Source organism: Marinomonas rhodophyticola (genome assembly GCF_026113935.1).
In the GTDB taxonomy this organism is placed as follows: domain Bacteria; phylum Pseudomonadota; class Gammaproteobacteria; order Pseudomonadales; family Marinomonadaceae; genus Marinomonas; species Marinomonas rhodophyticola.
In genome coordinates, this window is record NZ_JAPEUL010000011.1 from 403,515 (window position 1) to 423,253 (window position 19,739).

At 43.5% G+C, this 19,739-nt stretch carries 16 protein-coding genes and 5 pseudogenes; 19 read left to right on the top strand and 2 right to left on the bottom strand.

The window, feature by feature from the left end; all coding sequences use genetic code 11:
• The first annotated feature begins 3 nt into the window (after positions 1-3).
• The 13 genes and pseudogenes from fabZ (at position 4) to ONZ52_RS21655 (ending at position 12,275) form a co-directional block, all read left to right on the top strand.
• Positions 4-440, top strand: a pseudogene (gene fabZ / locus ONZ52_RS21600) (3-hydroxyacyl-ACP dehydratase FabZ).
• On the top strand, positions 440-1,216 hold the full coding sequence (gene lpxA, locus ONZ52_RS21605; RefSeq protein ID WP_265220697.1) for an acyl-ACP--UDP-N-acetylglucosamine O-acyltransferase: 777 nt from the start codon (positions 440-442) through the stop codon (positions 1,214-1,216). Before fabZ ends, lpxA begins: the two are co-directional and overlap by 1 nt.
• Before the next feature lie 70 nt (positions 1,217-1,286).
• A pseudogene (gene lpxB, locus ONZ52_RS21610) lies at positions 1,287-2,437 on the top strand (lipid-A-disaccharide synthase).
• Entirely contained in the window at positions 2,437-3,036 is a 600-nt protein-coding gene (gene rnhB / locus ONZ52_RS21615) for a ribonuclease HII (RefSeq protein WP_265220698.1), read from the top strand. Before lpxB ends, rnhB begins: the two are co-directional and overlap by 1 nt.
• Positions 3,037-3,040: 4 nt before the next feature.
• Positions 3,041-6,518: pseudogene (gene dnaE / locus ONZ52_RS21620) on the top strand (DNA polymerase III subunit alpha).
• A gap of 123 nt (positions 6,519-6,641) precedes the next feature.
• A pseudogene (accA, locus tag ONZ52_RS21625) lies at positions 6,642-7,590 on the top strand (acetyl-CoA carboxylase carboxyl transferase subunit alpha).
• Positions 7,591-7,679: 89 nt separating this feature from the next.
• Positions 7,680-8,984, top strand: coding sequence for a tRNA lysidine(34) synthetase TilS (gene tilS, locus ONZ52_RS21630; RefSeq protein WP_265220699.1), 1,305 nt, complete (start codon positions 7,680-7,682; stop codon positions 8,982-8,984).
• 157 nt (positions 8,985-9,141) lie between these two features.
• Entirely contained in the window at positions 9,142-9,345 is a 204-nt protein-coding gene (locus tag ONZ52_RS21635) for a DUF1656 domain-containing protein (RefSeq protein WP_111608007.1), read from the top strand.
• Positions 9,346-9,349: 4 nt separating this feature from the next.
• Positions 9,350-10,009 (top strand): HlyD family secretion protein, encoded by a 660-nt coding sequence (locus ONZ52_RS21640; protein ID WP_321160392.1) that lies wholly within the window; start codon positions 9,350-9,352, stop codon positions 10,007-10,009.
• Positions 10,006-10,209 carry a hypothetical protein gene (locus tag ONZ52_RS24920; protein ID WP_321160393.1) on the top strand — a complete coding sequence of 68 codons (204 nt, stop codon included), beginning with the start codon at positions 10,006-10,008 and terminating at the stop codon, positions 10,207-10,209. The genes ONZ52_RS21640 and ONZ52_RS24920 overlap by 4 nt, the downstream gene beginning before the upstream one ends.
• 14 nt (positions 10,210-10,223) lie before the next feature.
• Positions 10,224-10,784, top strand: coding sequence for an FUSC family protein (locus tag ONZ52_RS21645; RefSeq protein WP_265220700.1), 561 nt, complete (start codon positions 10,224-10,226; stop codon positions 10,782-10,784).
• Complete coding sequence (locus tag ONZ52_RS21650) at positions 10,697-11,878, top strand: FUSC family protein (RefSeq protein ID WP_265220746.1); 1,182 nt, start codon at positions 10,697-10,699, stop codon at positions 11,876-11,878. Before ONZ52_RS21645 ends, ONZ52_RS21650 begins: the two co-directional genes overlap by 88 nt.
• A 25-nt stretch (positions 11,879-11,903) precedes the next feature.
• Positions 11,904-12,275, top strand: coding sequence for an FUSC family protein (locus tag ONZ52_RS21655; RefSeq protein WP_265220701.1), 372 nt, complete (start codon positions 11,904-11,906; stop codon positions 12,273-12,275).
• A 5-nt stretch (positions 12,276-12,280) separates the two neighbouring features.
• On the opposite strand, the gene ONZ52_RS21660 is transcribed toward ONZ52_RS21655, so the two are convergent.
• The gene (locus ONZ52_RS21660; protein ID WP_265220702.1) at positions 12,281-12,958 is read right to left on the bottom strand and encodes a nucleoside/nucleotide kinase family protein; all 678 of its coding nucleotides are present in this window, start codon (positions 12,956-12,958) and stop codon (positions 12,281-12,283) included.
• A 126-nt stretch (positions 12,959-13,084) separates the two neighbouring features.
• Here ONZ52_RS21660 and ONZ52_RS21665 point away from each other — a divergent pair, with 126 nt between their 5' ends.
• Positions 13,085-13,381, top strand: coding sequence for a DUF6482 family protein (locus tag ONZ52_RS21665; RefSeq protein ID WP_265220703.1), 297 nt, complete (start codon positions 13,085-13,087; stop codon positions 13,379-13,381).
• On the opposite strand, the gene ONZ52_RS21670 is transcribed toward ONZ52_RS21665, so the two are convergent.
• Positions 13,373-14,104 (bottom strand): GntR family transcriptional regulator, encoded by a 732-nt coding sequence (locus ONZ52_RS21670; RefSeq protein ID WP_265220704.1) that lies wholly within the window; start codon positions 14,102-14,104, stop codon positions 13,373-13,375. The two genes, ONZ52_RS21665 and ONZ52_RS21670, sit on opposite strands and share 9 nt — an antisense overlap.
• Positions 14,105-14,331: 227 nt before the next feature.
• Here ONZ52_RS21670 and ONZ52_RS21675 point away from each other — a divergent pair, with 227 nt between their 5' ends.
• From ONZ52_RS21675 to eno, 5 genes and pseudogenes are all read left to right on the top strand, one after another.
• On the top strand, positions 14,332-15,435 hold the full coding sequence (locus tag ONZ52_RS21675; RefSeq protein ID WP_265220705.1) for an aromatic ring-hydroxylating dioxygenase subunit alpha: 1,104 nt from the start codon (positions 14,332-14,334) through the stop codon (positions 15,433-15,435).
• 80 nt (positions 15,436-15,515) lie between these two features.
• A complete protein-coding gene (locus tag ONZ52_RS21680; RefSeq protein WP_265220706.1) occupies positions 15,516-16,283 on the top strand; it encodes a ferredoxin reductase in 768 nt (255 codons plus the stop codon).
• Positions 16,268-16,471 (top strand): 2Fe-2S iron-sulfur cluster-binding protein, encoded by a 204-nt coding sequence (locus tag ONZ52_RS21685; protein WP_265220747.1) that lies wholly within the window; start codon positions 16,268-16,270, stop codon positions 16,469-16,471. The genes ONZ52_RS21680 and ONZ52_RS21685 overlap by 16 nt, the downstream gene beginning before the upstream one ends.
• Before the next feature lie 198 nt (positions 16,472-16,669).
• A pseudogene (gene pyrG / locus ONZ52_RS21690) lies at positions 16,670-18,305 on the top strand (CTP synthase).
• Between the two features lie 51 nt (positions 18,306-18,356).
• Positions 18,357-19,652 (top strand): phosphopyruvate hydratase, encoded by a 1,296-nt coding sequence (gene eno, locus ONZ52_RS21695; protein ID WP_265220707.1) that lies wholly within the window; start codon positions 18,357-18,359, stop codon positions 19,650-19,652.
• Positions 19,653-19,739 lie beyond the last annotated feature (87 nt).

Below are 19,739 nucleotides of genomic sequence, written 5' to 3' on the forward strand. Positions count from 1 at the left end.
TTAATGATGGACGTAAATGAAATTCGTCAGTATTTACCTCATAGGTACCCATTTTTACTAGTAGATCGTGTTGTTGAGATAAATCTGAACGATTCCATTATCGCCTATAAAAATGTAACGATAAATGAGTCCTTTTTAATGGTCATTTTCCTAATCACCCAGTTATGCCGGGTGTGCTGATTATCGAAGCCATGGCTCAGGCGGCGGGCATATTAGGGTTCAAAACAATGGATAAGAAGCCGGAAGATGGCTCTATTTATTATTTTGTTGGTGCCGATAATACGCGCTTTAAACGCCCTGTAGTGCCTGGGGATCGTTTGCAATTAGAGGCAAAAATCGTTGCTGAGAAGCGTGGTATTTGGAAGTTTGAATGTAGAGCAACGGTTGAAGGACAGCTGGCTTGCTCTGCGACTATTTTGTGTGCAGACAGGAAAATATAGTGGCGATACATCCAACTACTTTAATCGATTCGAAAGCAGAGATTGATCCCAGTGTGGAGATTGGCCCTTTTTGCGTGATCGGGCCGAACGTAAAAATTGGGGCTGGTAGTATTATTAAATCTCATGTTGTTATTAATGGTCACACAACAATTGGGCGTAATAATGAAATTTACCAGTTTGCCTCTGTTGGAGAAGCGAACCAAGACAAAAAGTATAAGGGTGAACCCACACAGCTTATAATTGGTGACAATAATGTTATCCGTGAAAATGCGACGATCCATCGGGGTACTATTCAGGATAATGGCGTCACCGTAATTGGTAATCATAACCTGTTTATGGCGAGTACGCATGTTGGGCATGACTGTATTGTGGGAGACCATAATATTATGGCTAATTTTGCAGCATTAGCGGGTCATGTTCGAGTCGGTGACCATGTCATTCTTGGCGGTTATACGGGAGTTCATCAGTTTTGTCAGGTTAACTCTTTCAGTATGTGTGGCATGGGATCTATGGTGGCTAAGGATGTACCTCGGTATGTTATGGTTTCTGGTAGTCCCGCGAAAGCACATGGTATGAACTTTGAGGGTATGCGTCGTCGAGGTGTGCCTGCTGAGATCATTCGAGCATTACGAACGGCTTATAAGACAGTGTACCTTAAAGGTTTAACGTTAGAGGCAGCCTTACAAGAATTAGAAAAAGAAGGCGTGTTTGGCATTCCTGAAGTAGCGGACTTCACTTTGTCAATCCGGCAGTCAAAACGTGGGATCGTCCGATAGACGTCATATTTTAAAAAGAAAACCCCGGACTGTTTCGGGGTTTTTTATTATAGAGGTTGGATAGATGCAAATGACGTCTGTGACACGTTATGTATTGGTTGCTGGTGAAGCATCTGGTGATATTTTGGGTGCTAACCTTATTGCCCATTTAAAAGCGTTGCAACCTGATGCCGTATTTGAAGGAATTGGCGGGCCGCTAATGGAGGCTCAGGGGTTGAAAAGCTTGGTGCCTATGGATCGCCTTTCGGTCATGGGGTTAGTCGAAGTTTTGGGTCGTCTACGGGAGTTGCTTGGTATTCGCAAGCGGTTGTATGTTTCCTGTTTACAGAACCCGCCAACGGCTTTCATTGGTATTGATTCTCCTGATTTTAATATGCCGTTAGCCCGTAAATTGAAACAGGCGGGTATACCAACTGTGCATTATGTTAGCCCTTCTGTATGGGCATGGCGTCAGAAGCGTATTTTTAATATTAAAAAATCCGTTGATCTTATGTTGGCTTTGTTCCCCTTTGAACTACCGATTTATCATCAACATGATATCCCTGTGGTTTGTGTTGGTCATACGTTGGCCGACGATATTCCTTTTGAAAACGATGCTGTTACTGCTCGCAAGGCGTTAGGGTTGGAAGGAATTCAAGGTCCGGTGTTTGCTATTTTACTGGCTCCAGAGAAGGTGAAGTGGCTCGTCTGGCTCCGCTTTTTATAGAGGCGATGAAGTTAATTAAACACAAAGAGTCAGAGGCCACTTTTTTAATACCAGCTGCAAACGCTGAAAGGCGATTACAGATTGAGGCGATGTTGCAAGAGGCGAATGCAGAAGCCATTTTGATTGACGGTCAGTCACGTACCGTGATGATGGCCGCTGATGCTATTTTGTTGGCTTCGGGTACGGCCGCATTAGAAGCGATGCTTGTAAAACGACCTATGGTTGTCTCATACCGTGTTAATGCACTGACCTACGCTATTATGAAAAGGATGGTGAAAGTACCTTATGTGTCTTTGCCAAATTTGTTGGCCAACGAGGCGTTAGTGCCAGAGTTGTTACAAGATGCTGCGACACCTGATAATTTAGCCGCACGTTTATTGCAGACTTGGCGGTCTTTTATAGGAGATAAAGCGATCCAAGCTAAGTATTTGGATTTGCATAAAATGTTACGTAAAAATGCGAAGTACCAGGCTGCTCAGGCGATTGTGTCTATGCTTAATAAAGAGACAAAATAATGGAGCCTTTTGTTAGTCAGGTATATTTTGGCGATTTGTTGGCTGGGGCTGATGAAGCTGGGCGAGGGCCGTTAGCTGGCGAGGTAGTGGCGGCCGCCGTGATTCTTGATCCATTACGTCCTATTAAAGGGTTAGCAGACTCTAAAAAGCTCAGTGAAAAAAAACGTGATGCTTTGTTTATTGAAATACAAGAAAAAGCGTTAGCTTACGGTATTGCCAGCGCTTCTATAGAAGAAATTGATGCTATCAATATTCTTCACGCCAGTATGCTAGCTATGTCTCGTGCGGTTGCTTTACTCTCTATTGTGCCGGAACATGTTCTTATCGACGGTAATCGTATTCCTCTCAATTTACCTTGTTCGGCAGAAGCCGTTGTTAAGGGGGATGCTCGGCATGCTGCGATTTCGGCAGCATCTATTTTAGCAAAAGTCACTCGAGATAGAGATATTGTTAAAGCTGCAGAAATTTATCCGCAGTATGGCTTTGAAAAGCACAAGGGCTACCCAACTGCACAGCATCTTGAAGCGATTCGTCTACATGGTATTACGCCCATTCATAGACGTAGCTTTGGCCCAGTTAAAAAGATTTTAGAGGGATAATATTTTGTCCACATCATTTATACATTTACGAGTCCACACGGAATTTTCTTTAGTCGACGGCTTAGTAAAAATCAAAGGCTTACTTGGTACGACTGAATTTATGTCCATGCCAGCGGTTGCCATTACGGATGAAAATAATCTTTGTGGTTTTGTGCGTTTTTACAAAGGTGCGATGGAAAAAGGCATTAAGCCCATCTGTGGTGCTGATGTTATGGTTGCTGAAGACGATGAGGTAGAGTCGAGATATCGTTTTACTTTATTGGCGATGTCTAATAAAGGCTATAAAAATATTATTGCCATTATTTCGAAAGGCTATCAGCTAGGGCAAGTGGAGGGGCGTCCGGTTATACAGCGAGAATGGATAGAGGCCCATAGTGAAGATGTGATTGCTCTGTCTGGTGCAGGGTTTGGCGATATCGGTTATTTATTACAGAAAGGCCGTAATGAGCAGGCCAGAAGCCGAATGGCTCATTGGATGTCGGTATTTCCTGATCGATTTTATATTGAATTACAACGAACCAGTCGCTCAGGAGAAGAGAGTTATATACATGCTGTTGTCCCTTTGGCGAGTGAGCTTGACTGTCCCGTCGTGGCAACAAATGATGTACGTTTCTTGAAACGAGAAAACTTTGAAGCACATGAAGCGCGTGTATGTATTCACGATGGTGTGACCTTAGATGATCCTCGGCGCAAGCGTCGTTATTCAGAAGAGCAATACTTTAAAACGCCAGAAGAAATGGCAGAGCTTTTTCAAGATATTCCTGAGGCGCTAGAAAATACAGTAGAAATTGCCAAGCGTTGCAGTGTCGATGTTCTATTGGGTGAGTATTTTTTACCAGATTATCCTGTGCCAGAAGGCATGACGATGGAGGCGTTTTTTAGCAAACTATCCTACGACGGTCTGGTAGAGCGTTTCAATTTTCTAACCAAAAAATATGGCGAGCGCATCGAAAAGCGTCGTCAAGAATATTGGGATCGTTTGGATTTTGAGTTGACCATTATCAATCAGATGGGATTTCCCGGATATTTCTTGATTGTAATGGACTTTATTCAGTGGGCGAAAGATAACGGTATACCGGTTGGCCCTGGTCGTGGTTCTGGTGCCGGTTCTTTGGTGGCTTATGCGCTTAAAATTACCGATCTTGATCCACTGGAATACGATTTACTATTCGAGCGTTTTTTAAATCCAGAACGGGTATCTATGCCCGACTTTGATATTGATTTCTGCATGGATAATCGGGATCGAGTGATCGATTATGTTTCTCGCACTTATGGCCGAGATGCGGTGTCTCAGATTATTACTTTTGGTGCCATGGCGGCAAAAGCGGTAGTTCGAGATGTTGCTAGGGTGCAAGGTAAGCCATATAGTTTGGGGGATAAGTTATCGAAGCTCATCCCGTTTGAAATTGGTATGACGCTTAAAAAAGCCTTGGAAGAAGAGCCTGCGTTACCTGAGTTTTTGGCTGGTGATGAAGATGCCGCCGAAGTGATGGAAATGGCGATTTCTTTAGAGGGGGTGGTGCGTAACTTTGGTAAACACGCTGGTGGTGTGGTAATCGCACCAACTAAGTTGATTGATTTTGCTCCCCTTTACTGTGAAGAAGACGGCTCGGGTCTGGTTACCCAATACGACAAAAACGATGTTGAGGAAGCCGGTTTAGTCAAGTTTGACTTTTTGGGATTAAAAACACTGACCGTTGTGGATTGGGCGGTAAAAAACATTGATGCGATCAATGCCCTAGAAGGAAAACCACCCTTAGATATTGCGCTGATTGATTTGGAAGATCAGTCAACGTACGAGCTGCTAAAACGCGCAGAGACGACCGCGGTCTTCCAGCTGGAATCTCGTGGTATGAAAGAGTTAATCAAGAAGCTTCTACCCTCGCGCTTTGAAGATATTATCGCCTTGGTGGCCTTGTATCGTCCTGGACCATTGGGGATCAGGCATGGTGGACGACTTTATCAATCGTAAGCATGGTCGTGCAGAGCTTGCCTTCCCCCACCCTGATTATCAACATGAAGATTTGATTCCGGTGTTGGAACCAACTTACGGCATTATCTTGTATCAAGAGCAAGTAATGCAGATTGCTCAGGTGCTGGCTAAGTTCTCTCTAGGTGGCGCTGACTTACTGCGTCGTGCCATGGGTAAGAAAAAACCTGAGGTTATGGCTGAGCAGCGTTTAATCTTTATGGAAGGGGCGCTGAAAAACAATATTGATAAAGACTTGTCAGGTAACATTTTTGACTTGATGGAGAAATTTGCCGGTTATGGTTTTAACAAATCGCATTCGGCTGCCTATGCTCTGGTTTCTTATCAAACCGCGTGGTTAAAAAATCATTATCCCGCACCTTTTATGGCAGCAGTTTTGTCTGCTGATATGCAGAATACGGATAAGATCGTTATTTTCATTGAAGAATGTCGCTCAATGAAGCTGGCGTTAGAGTTGCCTAATGTGAATGAGTCCGTTTTTAAATTTACCGTGAATCCAAAAGGTGCGATTGTTTATGGGCTTGGCGCGATTAAAGGTGTGGGTGAAGGGCCGATTGAAGCGATTGTAGAAGCACGGAAAGAAGGGCCATTTGAACATATTTTTGATTTTTGCCAGCGTGTTGGTCGTAAAATAAATAAGCGTGTTATGGAAGCTTTGGTTCGTTCTGGAGCGTTTGACACCATAGGTCCGAACCGAGCGACGTTATTTGCTTGTATTGATGAGGCACTGAAACGAGCTGTTCAAGATGCTAAAAACCAAGATGCAGGCATGATGGATTTATTTGGTGTCGCGGTAGAAGACAATGCACAGGATGCCTATAAAGAAATAGGTATCCAGCATGAATGGACGCCACGTCAGCGTCTTGATGGTGAGAAAGATACACTTGGTTTGTACGTGACAGGCCACCCGATAGATGAGTACGAAAAAGAGATTCGTCGCTTTGTTCGTTCAAAAATTGTGGATTTACAGCCTAAGCGTGGTGATACGCAGATTATGGCAGGTTTGATTGTAGACTTGCGCATTACCAAGAGTAAAAAAGGTGGTAACATCGCTTTTGTTACATTAGATGACCGTTCTGCTCGGATTGAAGTAACGGTGTTTCCTGATAATTACGACACTTTTAAAAACGTAATCGTTAAAGATGAAGTGGTGGTTGTTGAGGGGGAAATTACCGTAGATGAATTTCGTGGCGGTCAGAAAGTGATTGCTCGTAATATTCTTGATATTGCTCAGGCACGTGTGCGGTATGTGGAAGCATTGCGTATTACGTGGACATCCGAAACCGTCACGCCAAACGAAATACAAGCCTTGGCAAACGCCATGGCGTCATATCGTGGCGAGGGTTGTGATGTGGTGATAGGCTTTGATACGCCCCAAGCGTGCGGTGATATTCGTTTAGGAAGTGGTTGGAAAGTTCGGCCGGATGACGAATTAATTCATCAACTTCAGAAACAATACGGTAAACAAAATGTTCAGTTAGTGTATACTTAGTCTCATTTAATAGTTTTTGCAATGGAATGCGGCGTCGAGACGCGCCTAGTAGAGCTGTGGGACAATAGGCTATCGCCTTTTGTCTTTGAATTTGATGGCAACCAAACAGTAGTGTAATTAAACATGAATTTAAATTATCTCCCTTTTGAGCAGCCGATTGCTGAGACTCGAACAAAAAATTGAAGAGTTGCGTTTAGTTGGTAATGACAATGAACTCAACATAAGCGATGAAATTAGTCGTCTTGAAGATAAGAAAATAGCATTAACCAAGAGCCTATTTAGTAATTTAGGGGCATGGGAAGTTTCTCAATTAGCGCGTCACCCAAAGCGCCCGTACACTCTTGATTATATAAAACATGCTTTTACCGATTTTGAAGAAATGCACGGTGACCGTCATTACGCTGATGATCGTGCGATTGTTGGTGGTATCGCCCGTTTAGATGGCCGCTCAGTGATGGTTATTGGTCATCAGAAAGGTCGCGAAGTCAAAGAAAAAGTATTGCGTAATTTTGGTATGCCTCGCCCAGAAGGTTACCGTAAGGCACTGCGTCTTATGGAAACGGCAGAGCGCTTTAATATGCCTATTGTTACATTAATCGACACACCTGGGGCGTATCCTGGTATCGGTGCTGAAGAACGCGGTCAAAGTGAGGCCATTGCCTTCAACTTGGCGGTAATGTCTCGCCTTAAAACACCGATCATTTCGACCGTAATCGGTGAAGGTGGTTCGGGCGGCGCATTGGCTATAGGCGTTTGTGATGAGCTAATGATGTTACAATACGGCACGTATTCCGTTATTTCTCCTGAAGGTTGTGCGTCTATTTTATGGAAAAGCGCAGATCGTGCGTCTGACGCGGCAAAAGCCATGGGTATCACCGCCCAGCGTCTTCAAGAGCTAGGTTTTGTTGATACAATCATTCGAGAGCCTCTTGGTGGTGCGCATATTTCTCATGAAGAAATGGCGCAAAGTTTAAAGAAAAATATTTTAGCGGCGCTTGATCGTATGGAAGCGTTGACGACAGAAGAGTTACTGGCTCGTCGTTATAACCGTTTGATGTCCTACGGCTTGTAAGATATTTCTATTATGAAAAGCCTCCTATCTTTAGGGGGCTTTTTTGTCTCTCATCCTATGTTTTGTGTGCTTTGTCTATAGAGCCTGTGATGACGTATTCTACATTGAAACCACTATCTTCCTTGTCTCCCCTTCGATTTAATATGAATTGGATTGATGCTGTATTTTCCGAAGAGGAAAAAGTATGGGTCGGTTTTAGTGGCGGCGTTGATTCGCATGTTTTATTACACGCTTTGGTTAATCAAGTATCTATTGAGCAGAAACAAAAAATCGCGGTGATTCACGTTCATCACGGTTTAAGTGCTAATGCAGATGCTTGGCTTAAACATTGCGAGTGTATTTGTGAACGCCTTAGCGTGCCTTATGTCGTTGAACGGGTACGATTAAAGGCGCAAGCTTCAGTCGAGGATGCCGCACGTAATGCTCGTTATGAAGCATTCCAAAAGCACATGAGAGGACGCGATGTTATATTGCTTGCCCATCATGCGGGGGATCAAGTTGAAACCGTGTTATTTCGTTTGCTGCGAGGCACAGGAGGAAAGGGCTTAGCAGGCATTCCGCAAGAAAGGTTGCTTGGTAATGGAACGGCGCGTTTGATTCGTCCTTTTTTAACCGCATCAAAAAATGATATTGAGGATTACGCACGGCAACATGGACTTGTTTGGATTCATGATGAGTCAAATCTTGATGGGCGTTTTACGCGTAACTTTCTTCGCCAAAGTGTTGTGCCTATTCTGACAGAGCGTTTTCCTAGCATGGAGCAAAATATAGTGTCCAGCACTCAGCGGATTACAACCGATTATGCGATGCTTGCTCAATTTGCTCAGCAACAGTTAACCATGTGGTGTAATGAATTTGGTGGTTTGGATTTGTCGCATCTTGTCGAAAAATCGACAGACGAACGACTTTTTTGGTGGCGATACTTTCTACAGGGAAACGGCGTTTCATTGTCGCAATCTCAGTTAGAGAGCGTCGAAGCCATGTTTTCTAGTGCACAAGATAAGCAGCCTGAATTCAGGTTCTCTCATGGAAGAGTGATGCGTCACCAAAATGCGGTCTATGTGCTTCCTATGGACGAAGATGTGACGCTGGCACCATTGGTGTCCGGTGAAATGCTGTCACGTGCGTTTGATCAAATTTGTATCAGTGGAAGCGATGGCTGTGTCTTAAAAGCTCGTCCTCAGGGGGAAAATCTTATGATGCCCAATGGTCAAACCCGAAAATTTAAAAAATGGCTTAATGACCAGGCGATTCCAAGCTGGTGGCGAGATCATTTGCCTTACTTGTATCATGGGGATACTTTGGTGGCGATTGGTGATCTTTGGCGGCATCCACATTATTCGCACCTCAACATCACATGGCAAGTAAACAGGATTTTGCCATTTCCAAAATAGAATTTTCATCTCGTTTTTTCGTGTTATTGTGCTTTTATTTAGCTGTTAGCTGCACATTTTTTTGGTGTTATCTCGATATAATCCTATCCTTAATTTAGCACTAAACTGTTTATCTTGTTTACACGGCCTGCCTTCTTTCTATGACAGGGTATTGATTATGCTTCAGACTGTTGTTTTTGGTGGGCTAGAGTTTAGCCCACTGGTCATTTATTTTCCGATTGCCTTTTTATTGGCGGCGCTGACACGTTTTATTCTCCATCGTTTGAACTGGTATGATCGCATTTGGCGGGTAGCTTGGTTTGAAGTGTCCTTGTTTGTTTGTTACTTGGCGTTCACTGTGTATGTATTAAATGGAAGGTAAATCAATGACGAAATATCTGCGTATTCTTTTGACTGTGTCGATGGTATTGCTGGCTGTTTTTGCTGGGCGTTGGGTGTGGAATGAATACATGCATTCACCGTGGACACGCGATGGCCGCGTGCGAGCGGATATCGTGACAGTAGCACCTGATGTTTCTGGATGGGTGACAAATCTGAATGTGATTAATGATCAAGCGGTTAAAAAAGGCGACCTGCTCTTTAGTGTGGATCAGCAGCGTTATCAAGCGGCACTCAATCAAAGCAAAGCCAACACAGAAAATGCTTTATATTCTTGGCAGCTAGCAAAGCATAAATATGAGCGACGTACTGCTCTGCGAAGCCAACATGCTATTAGTGATGAAGATTTGGAATCAGCTCGAATCAACACTGATATTGCGAAAGCGAATTATGATTTGGCTGTGGCTCAAGAAATGACGGCGCAGCTTAATTTAGATCGAACCCAGATACGTGCACCAGTGTCAGGGCAGATTATTAATTTGAACTTACATCAAGGTAATTATGTTGCTCAAGGTGTTGCGGTTTTTGCCATCGTACAGTCTGATTCATTTTATGTGACTGGTTATTTTGAGGAAACTAAGATTCCGCTTGTGCATTTAAATCAATCAGCCAAGATCACTCTATTAAGCGGTGGTGAAGTCCCTTGATAGGACATGTGGTTAGTATTGGTAAAGCCATCGCGAATATCAATACTCAGAGCAATGGGCAGCTTCTCCCGCAAATACAACAAACATTTAATTGGGTGCGTTTATCGCAGCGAATCCCTGTCGATATAAAACTGGATTCCCTGCCAGATGGTACCCAGTTGAGTGCTGGTATGACCGCTACGATTCACCTTACTGAGTAGTAAGGAGAATCGTTTTGGGAATCGTCCTTCGTAATCTGTTTTTACCTGAAAAACAGGCGGTTATTTTTGCCCTTAAAGGTGTCATTGCCATGGCACTTGCATTAACGATAGCCCTTTCTTTAAATCTTGATCGACCATATTGGGCGCTAGTGTCCGCTGTTTTTTTACAAATGCGACCTGAAAGTGGTCTGGTGATTGAAAAGGCCATTTGCCAAATTGTTGGCACTGTCATTGGTGGATTGTTTGGTATTTTGCTGTTGATGCAATTTATGTCTTATCCCTATGTGGCGCTGGGGGTGCTGGCCTTATGGTTAGGGTTGAATGCCGCTTTATCTGCTATGGTTCGTCAGGCTAATTTTGTGTATGCCTTTGCTATGGCTGCGGTGACCGCTGAAATCATTGTATTAATGGTCATGGTGAAGCTACATCTACGGCCGATAGTCAGGCGGTGTTTGTGGTTGCACAGGCTCGAGTCAGTGAAATTGTTATTGGTTCTATTTGTGCCGGTGTGGTCAGTCATCTGTTTTGGCCTGTCAAAGTCAAAGACAGTTTGCAGCGACAAGCCAGGTCGGTGATTAATCAGACACTGCAATATTTGGTGACGGAGTTGGATAAATCCGGTACTCATGAGAACCGTCATACGCAAATAGATAGCATCATGGCGACCTTGGGTATGGTCAGTGAGGATTCCAGTGCGGTCAGTTACGAGGGACCAAAGGGGCCAGGGCGGACACGAGCCGCCAACCAATTGGCTCAGAAAGTCTTATCTTTGTTGGCATTAGTGCAAATTTTTGGTCGTTTGCAGCGGCGTCATGCTGAACTGATGACGCCAGTGTTAACTCAACTTCTTGATCGATTGAGAGACGCATTTGGGCGCATTGCGGAGTCAGATGATTTTGATTACTGCTTAGAGCAAGTGAAACTCTTGCGAAGTGACCTTAGCAAGTATCGCTCGAATAATGACTCGGATTTGCCTTTTGAATCTCATATGTTGAATGTTGGGGCAGAGATTACTTCTGAGCTGACAGTATTGTTACGCGCTTTTCGCGCGTTAGAGGAGCGAGACAGTACGTTATTGAATGCGCCAAGTATGCAGACTTATCAAGATCCATTGGCTGGATTAATTATTGGTATTCGAACCACGATGGTGTTTTTGATTGGTGCAACTATTTGGGTGGGCACTGGTTCTTCAGCTGCGTTGATGATCATGATTCTACCTGTTATTTTTTCCATCATGCTAGCAAGGTTGCCCCTGATGATTTTGAAAGTGGTTTTAAAAAGGCTGCTGATTGGCGTTGTCGTGGCGTCATTTGTGGCGATTTTCTTTGCGCTTAACGTATTGTCGCAAAGCTCAGGTCAATTAGAGATTTTATTACTGGTTTTGGCTGGGCCGTTTTTTATTGGTCTATTGCTTTTGGCCGATAGGCAAACGTTGCCCTATGGCTTAGGGTTTTGTATCCCTTTTTCTATTCTTGTGAGTCCAAGTCGTGATATGAGTCGGACTTTTTCTATCGACTATACACTGAGTTCTGCGATGGCAATTTTTGCTGGCGTGTGTATTTTATTTTGGGTGTTTCATCTCATTACCGGACCAAGTATTCAGTTGTTAGTCCATCGTATTTTCAAAACAACCTACCAAGATTTATTAGAGGCTCAATCAGCAAGCTAGCCCAATAGCTTGGTATAACCGTCGAATGGCGGATCGGTTGTTACGTTTAACGAACTATGATCAAGGTTCTACATCGCGAGCCATTACAGATCTGGCATTGACTGCCTTGAACCTTGGGCATGTTTCTATTCGCTTGCGTTCGATCTGTGAAAGCTTAGCTGGAAAAAAGCCATTGCACTCATTAGAAAATTGGCAGGCAGCTTTAGCCAATGCTTTTTTATTGGCAAGTAAAGGCCGCTGTGATGATGGCTTTGAAAAAGCTTGCAACTCTTTATACGATGAGTTGATTCGGTTAGTGGGGGATGCTAATCAGGTTGAGGTCATTCAAGGTATGTTCTTGCGGATCAACCTGACGTTTGAAAGGAGTGCGGAAGCCATTGCTGCTCAGAGAGTCTAGACAGCCTAGACTCTTAACAACCAATCTGCCTGATCCTTATACGTTGCGACTAATTCTGCGTTTAGTCCATCGCTTTGATTTATTCTGTCCATAGCCTGTTCATGATTGAAGTTCCAAGCTTTCATGTGTCGTTTTGCTAAGCGCTCGATGGCGACTGTAACGGGGATGTCTAAAAACCAATGTTCGTCGAAGAGGGGTTGAGACGCTTGCCAACCATCGTTTTGATGCAGCAAGTAGAGTCCTTCAATTAATATGACCTTTGTGTCTTTTTTGATGGTTATATCGTCTTCAATCGGGTCACCTATGGCATGATCAAAACTTGGCCACAAAATATCGTCTTTCTGATAGCCTTGCTTAATAAGCTTAACGCGTTCGATAAAAGCGGTGCTATCGAATGTCCATGGAGCGCCTCGTCTGGCAAATGCTTCTTCTGCATTAGGCAGGGCGTTAAGTTGGGCTTTCGATAGATGAAAGCCATCCATTGAAAGGCAAATGACTTCCATGTTTTGTTGTCTGCTGAAATAGTTGAGTAAATAATCTGCGAGTGTGCTTTTGCCTGAACCTGGACCTCCCGTTAACCCGATTAATGTTCGGTTAGGTTGATTTAAGTAAGCGTGGATTTTATCTAAGGCAATATGTACATCTGTTGAATTTGCATAGCTATCATTCATATCAAGGGCCATAAATTTTCCTGTTGTTGTTTTTTATTGCAGTACTTTAGCATGAACTTATTGTGTTGATTCGGCATTTTAAGTGAACTGATCGATGGTTGGATCCGTACCTAAAGAAAATCACTGGAGTGTATTAGCATGCAACTAAAAGAGCTTAAAAAAATTCCTCATATCGATAAAGTGAAGCTGCATTCTTTAGAGTCAAATTTGTATCAGCTGTCCGTTATCATAGGGGATAAAGAAGAGTATATAACAACCAATGAAGGGCGTTTTTTAACCAGCCATAACAAGTTAGACTTACAGGCTTTGTTTAAGGATAAGAGCGTTGGCACCATGGTGTTATGTCACCAGAGTGCTTATGATGAAATGGTCGGTCAACCAGTTGGTGTTGGCAACACGCTAGAAGTGCCACTTGGAAATACTGACTTATCTTAAATGATTGAGACTCATGTTGTTTAAAACTTGCATCTTCTCGCCATTTTTTTCTTTTTGGGAAAAAATTTTCGCGTAGCCATGGGTGGCGTTTGCATGCTCTCGCATAATTGCTTCAGCACGGCTTCCTTGTCCGTTGTGGATGGCGTCAAACACGGCATGATGTTGCATGTGGGCGAAATTAAAGCGGCGATACTCTTGAGCCAAGTTGTTGCGATCGAATGCCAAGGCACTAACCGATGCAAAAGGTAAGTGTTCATTGCGGCTTAATGCTTCAGCGATGGCTGGATTTAAGCTGGCTTCGATGATAATTTGATGGAAGCGCTGGTTCATGTCATGGTACATGGCGAGGTCTTGTTCATTGATACTGCCTTTCAAAAACAAATCATCGCCTTGTTTTAATAATTCTCGTAATTCCTTGGTCTGCGCGTTCGATAACGTATTTTCCGCTGCTTGTCTAGCTGCCAATCCTTCTAGTACGCCTCGCACTTCGATAGAGCCGCTAATTTCTGCCTGTGTTACTTGGCGTACCATATAGCCTCGACCTGATAATTTGGTTAGTAGGCCTTCTTGCTCTAGGGTGCGAAAAGCAATACGAATAGGTGTTCGAGAAACCCCCAATTGTTCCGCTGTGGGAATTTCCGCAAGGCGTTGTCCTGACTCAAGCTCCCCCGACAAAATCATTTGTCGTAAACGGCTGATAACATGTTGGCCCGGTTTGCTCATTGAGTCTGCCTTTAGTCGATTGGTAAAAAATAATCATAACGTATACACCGGAAAAAAAAGTAACCATTGGATCCAATTGATAATCTTATATTTTTCAACTGTTTAGCGTATGAACTATTATTCATAATATAATCATTGGATCCAATTTATGCATAATAATCTTGTCTTATCAATTATTTTGATTATATTGGATCCAATAAATAAAAATAAAAGCAGGAGAACTTCAAATGAGTCAGCAAACTTATCTTAAAAACGCATGGTATGTGGCCGCCATGTCCGAAGAGGTAGCGGGCAGCAAACCTCTTGGCCGTAAAATCTGTGGCGAAAGCATTGCTTTTTATCGTTCTCACGATAATGAAATTGCTGCGGTATTGGATTTTTGTCCACACCGTGGTGCGGCGTTGTCGTTAGGTTATGTCGAAGAGGGTCTTTTAGTTTGTGGCTATCACGGTTTAAAAATGGGCGCTGATGGCAAAACCAAAGAGATGCCGTTGCAGCGTGTAAAAGGCTTTCCTTGCATGAAGTCTTATGCGGTAGAAGAGCGTTATGGTTTCATTTGGGTATGGCCGGGCGATCAATCACAAGCCGATAAAAGCTTGATTCCTCATTTGGAATGGGCGGTCAGTCCTGAATGGGCTTATGGTGGCGGTTTATACCATATCAACTGTGACTATCGTTTGATGATAGACAACCTCATGGACTTAACCCACGAAACATATGTGCATGCTAGCAGCATTGGTCAAAAAGAAATTGATGAGTCACCTGTTGCTACAAAAGTGGATGGTGATAAGGTTATTACTAGCCGTTTTATGGAAAATATTATGGCACCACCATTCTGGCAAGCCGCACTTCGTGGTAACGGGCTAGCCGATAATGTCCCCGTTGATCGTTGGCAGATTTGTCGATTCAGTCCACCTTCTCATGTGATGATTGATGTTGGCGTAGCTCATGCAGGAAATGGCGGCTTTGAGGCGCCAGCAGATAAAAAAGCCAGCAGTACCGTTGTGGACTTTATTACGCCAGAAACCGAGACCTCAATTTGGTATTTTTGGGGAATGGCGCGTAGCTTCAAGCCGGAAGACCAAGCGTTAACTGATACTATTCGAGAAGGGCAAGGTAAGATTTTTGCTGAAGATTTAGAGGTGCTTGAACGTCAGCAACAAAACCTTTTGGCGTTTCCTGATTATGATTTATTGAAGTTAGACATTGACGCGGGTGGTGTTCAGTCAAGACGTATCATTGATCGACTGATTGCTAAAGAGCAGACCGCCAGAGCATCAACTGCGGTGTCGCCTTCGCAGCCAGCGCCACTTCAAACAGTGTCATTTTAATATAATCAGTGCCAGCCAGAGAGTAGCTCTCACTTACTCTCTGGCTATGGTCTAAAAAAATAATAGGTCAGGAGAGCCAAATGATTCCGGTCATTGTAAGAAATGTTGTTACCGAAGCGCAAGGTGTGGTTCGGCTTGTGCTAGGTTCTTTGGATGGCTCAGAGTTGCCCACTTTTGAAGCTGGTGCGCATATTGACATTAAGTTGCCAAGTGGTTTGGTTCGTCAATATTCATTATGTCGTTTGCAATCGGAAGCGCAGTACTATGAAATTGCAGTATTAAAAGACCCACAGTCAAGAGGTGGGTCGGTAGAGGTGCATTGCTTGGAAATTGGTGATGAGTTGTCTATTAGTGCACCTAAGAACCACTTTCCTTTGATGGACACAAAACGTCATAGTGTCTTGATTGCTGGTGGTATTGGTGTAACACCAATACTGCCAATGGCGCAACAGCTACAAAAAATGGGGTTGTCTTTTGAGTTCCATTATTGTGCAAGGACCCCAGAGACAGCGGCGTTTGCATCGGCATTAAAAAGCGGTTCTTTTGCGGATAAAATGCATTTTCATTTCAGTGAAGTCGCTGAATCTGGTCAGATGGATGTAGTGAGTGTTTTATCTCGTCATGCACATGATTCTGAATTGTATATCTGTGGTCCGGCTGCCTTTATTGATTATGTGTTATTGCAAGCGAAAATATTAGGTTGGCCTGAAGATAGATTACACCGAGAATTTTTTCAGCCCCTGTTCTGGATGAAAATATTAGCGAAAATACGCCATTTAAAGTTAAAATTCATAGCACTGGTGAGGTCTTTGATGTCGGTGCTGATCAGAGTATTTTTGAAGTACTAGATAACAATGGTGTTTTCTTAGCAGTATCCTGTGAATCGGGCGTGTGCGGTACGTGCCAGACGGGGGTGATCGACGGTGTTCCTGACCATCGAGATGTGTTTTTAACGGATCAAGAGCACGCCTCAGGAAAGCTTGTCATGCCATGCTGTTCTCGTTCAAAAACGCCCATTTTAGAGCTAGACTTGTAATGTCTGTCCATGGGGGTTGCTTTTCATATCATATTGCCTCTTCTTGCTGAGTAACTGATTCTTCACTCAATGTAAAACAACTGTGTTTTACATTGAGTGAAGGGGCTGACAATGTTATTATTTTCACCCGTCCTGAAGGTGCATTGATCTGTGCCATCAAATCTCATTTTTTTATATTTTAAGGCGGGTTAAACACTCATGGCGACACGATATATTTTCGTTACAGGCGGTGTAGTTTCATCTCTTGGTAAAGGTTTGGCAGCAGCATCTTTGGCCGCTATCCTTGAATCTCGTGGTCTAAAAGTCACCATGCTAAAGCTAGATCCTTATATTAACGTGGATCCTGGTACCATGAGTACCTTTCCAGCACGGCGAAGTTTATGTCACAGAAGACGGCGCTGAAACTGACCTAGACCTTGGCCATTATGAGCGTTTTATCTCCACTAAAATGGGCAAACGCAATAACTTCACCAGTGGTCGTGTTTACCAACATGTTTTAAAGAAAGAACGTCGTGGCGAATACTTGGGCGGAACAGTTCAAGTTATTCCTCATATCACCGACGAAATCAAACGTCGTGTTCTTTCTGGTGCCGAAGGCGCAGACGTGGCGTTGGTCGAAATTGGTGGCACGGTAGGGGATATTGAATCACAACCTTTCTTAGAAGCGGTTCGTCAGTTAAAAGTAGAGTTGGGTCCACGTCGCGCATTGTTTATGCATTTGACTCTGGTTCCTTACATCCGCACTGCTGGCGAAACAAAAACCAAACCTACTCAGCACTCTGTAAAAGAGCTTCGTTCTATTGGTATTCAACCTGACATTCTTATCTGTCGTTCAGAAGTGTCTATTGAAGCGCCAGAGCGTAAGAAAATTGCTTTGTTTACTAGCGTTGAAGAACGTGCGGTTATCTCGCTTCCTGATGCAGACACAATCTACCGCATTCCACAGATGTTAAATGACCAAGGCTTAGATAGCCTGATCGTTGAATATTTCAATCTCGATTGCGATATGCCAAATCTAGACATCTGGAATAAAGTGACTCAGGCTAAATTGAACCCTGAGAAGCAAATCAACATCGCCATGGTTGGTAAATACATGGAGTTGTTGGATGCTTATAAATCCTTGATTGAAGCAATGGATCACGCTGGTATTCATGCCCGTACAAAAGTGAAATTGCACTATATTGATTCTGAAAGCATTGAAGAAAAAGGCACAGAAGCCCTAAAAGGAATGGATGCGATTCTCGTTCCTGGTGGTTTCGGTGAGCGCGGTGTTGAAGGTAAGATATTGACGGCTCAGTATGCTCGTGAAAACAAAGTGCCTTACTTAGGTATTTGTTTGGGTATGCAAGTAGCCGTAATCGAATTTGCTCGTAATGTGGCAAATTTAGCCGGTGCGCACAGTACCGAGTTTAATTTAAAAGCAGAGAACCCAGTTGTTGGTCTGATTACAGAATGGACTAATGCAGAGGGTTCCAAAGAAATCCGGTCAGAGGAATCCGATCTAGGCGGCACTATGCGCCTTGGCGCGCAGAACTGTAATCTTACGGAAGGCACAAAAGCCTTTGAGGCTTACGGTAAAGCAGTTATTAAAGAGCGTCATCGTCACCGTTATGAAGTGAACAACTTTTATGTTGAAGCGTTGGAAAAAGCAGGTCTGACGATTTCAGGTCGTTCAGAAGACAACTCCTTGGTAGAGATGATTGAAATTGCTGATCACCCTTGGTTTGTTGCTTGTCAGTTCCATCCGGAATTCACTTCGACGCCTAGATATGGACACGGCCTGTTCAGCGCCTTTGTACATGCGGCATTGAAATATGCAGGTAAAGAAAAATAAGTAGAGCAAACAGGCAGTTTGTGATTTTTCATTTATTTTAAGAGGTTTGTTATGAGTCAAATCGTTGATATTAAAGCCAGAGAAGTTTTAGATTCTCGTGGTAACCCTACCGTTGAAGCGGATGTTATTTTAGCAGACGGTTCAGTAGGTTCAGCGTGTGCACCGTCTGGTGCCTCTACCGGTTCTCGTGAAGCTTTAGAATTACGTGATGGCGATAAAAGTCGTTATCTTGGTAAAGGCGTATTAAAAGCAGTTGCTGCGGTAAACGGTCCAATCCGTGATGCTTTAATTGGTAAAGATGCCCTTGCACAAGCCGAGCTTGATCATATTATGATTGATCTTGATGGCACAGAAAACAAATCTACTTTTGGTGCTAACGCTATTTTGGCGGTTTCTTTGGCGGCAGCGAAAGCAGCAGCGATTTCTAAGAAAGTGCCATTATACGCTCACATTGCAGACATTAATGGTACGCCAGGTGTTTATTCGATGCCTGTGCCTATGATGAACATCATTAATGGTGGTGAGCACGCAGACAACAACGTTGATATTCAAGAATTCATGATTCAGCCAGTTGGTGCGCCAAATTTCCGTGAAGCGTTGCGTTACGGCGCTGAAATCTTCCATGCGTTGAAAAAAGTATTGAGCGACCGCGGTTTAAATACAGCAGTGGGCGATGAAGGTGGTTTTGCTCCTAACCTTGCCTCTAATGCTGAAGCTCTGGCTGTTATTAAAGAAGCCGTTTCGGCTGCTGGCTATGAGCTAGGTAAAGACATCACGTTAGCCATGGACTGTGCGGCATCTGAGTTTTATGAAGACGGTAACTACAACCTAAAAGGCGAAGGTAAAGTATTCACTTCTGAAGGTTTCTCTGATTACCTTGCTGAGCTTTGTGAACAGTACCCTATTGTGTCTATTGAAGACGGCTTGAACGAGTCTGATTGGGAAGGTTTCGCTTACCAGACTAAAATTCTTGGCGACAAAATCCAGCTAGTAGGTGACGATCTTTTCGTGACGAATACGAAGATTTTAAAGCGCGGTATTGATGAAGGCATCGCGAACTCTATCTTGATCAAGTTTAACCAAATTGGCTCTTTGACTGAGACGTTAGAGGCTATCAAGATGGCTAAAGCTGCGGGCTACACAGCGGTTATTTCTCATCGTTCTGGTGAAACAGAAGACGCGACGATTGCCGATCTTGCTGTAGGTACGGCGGCGGGTCAAATTAAAACAGGTTCTCTATGCCGTTCAGACCGCGTTGCTAAGTATAACCAATTGCTACGTATTGAAGAGCAATTAGGTGGTAAAGCACCGTACAAAGGTCGCTCTGAGATCAAAGGTCAGGCGTAATTTCGTCTGACTTAATAAAGGGAGAACTTGGTTCTCCCTTTTTTTATTTTTTTTTGCTTCAATTCCTTCGATAATAAGGAATGTATT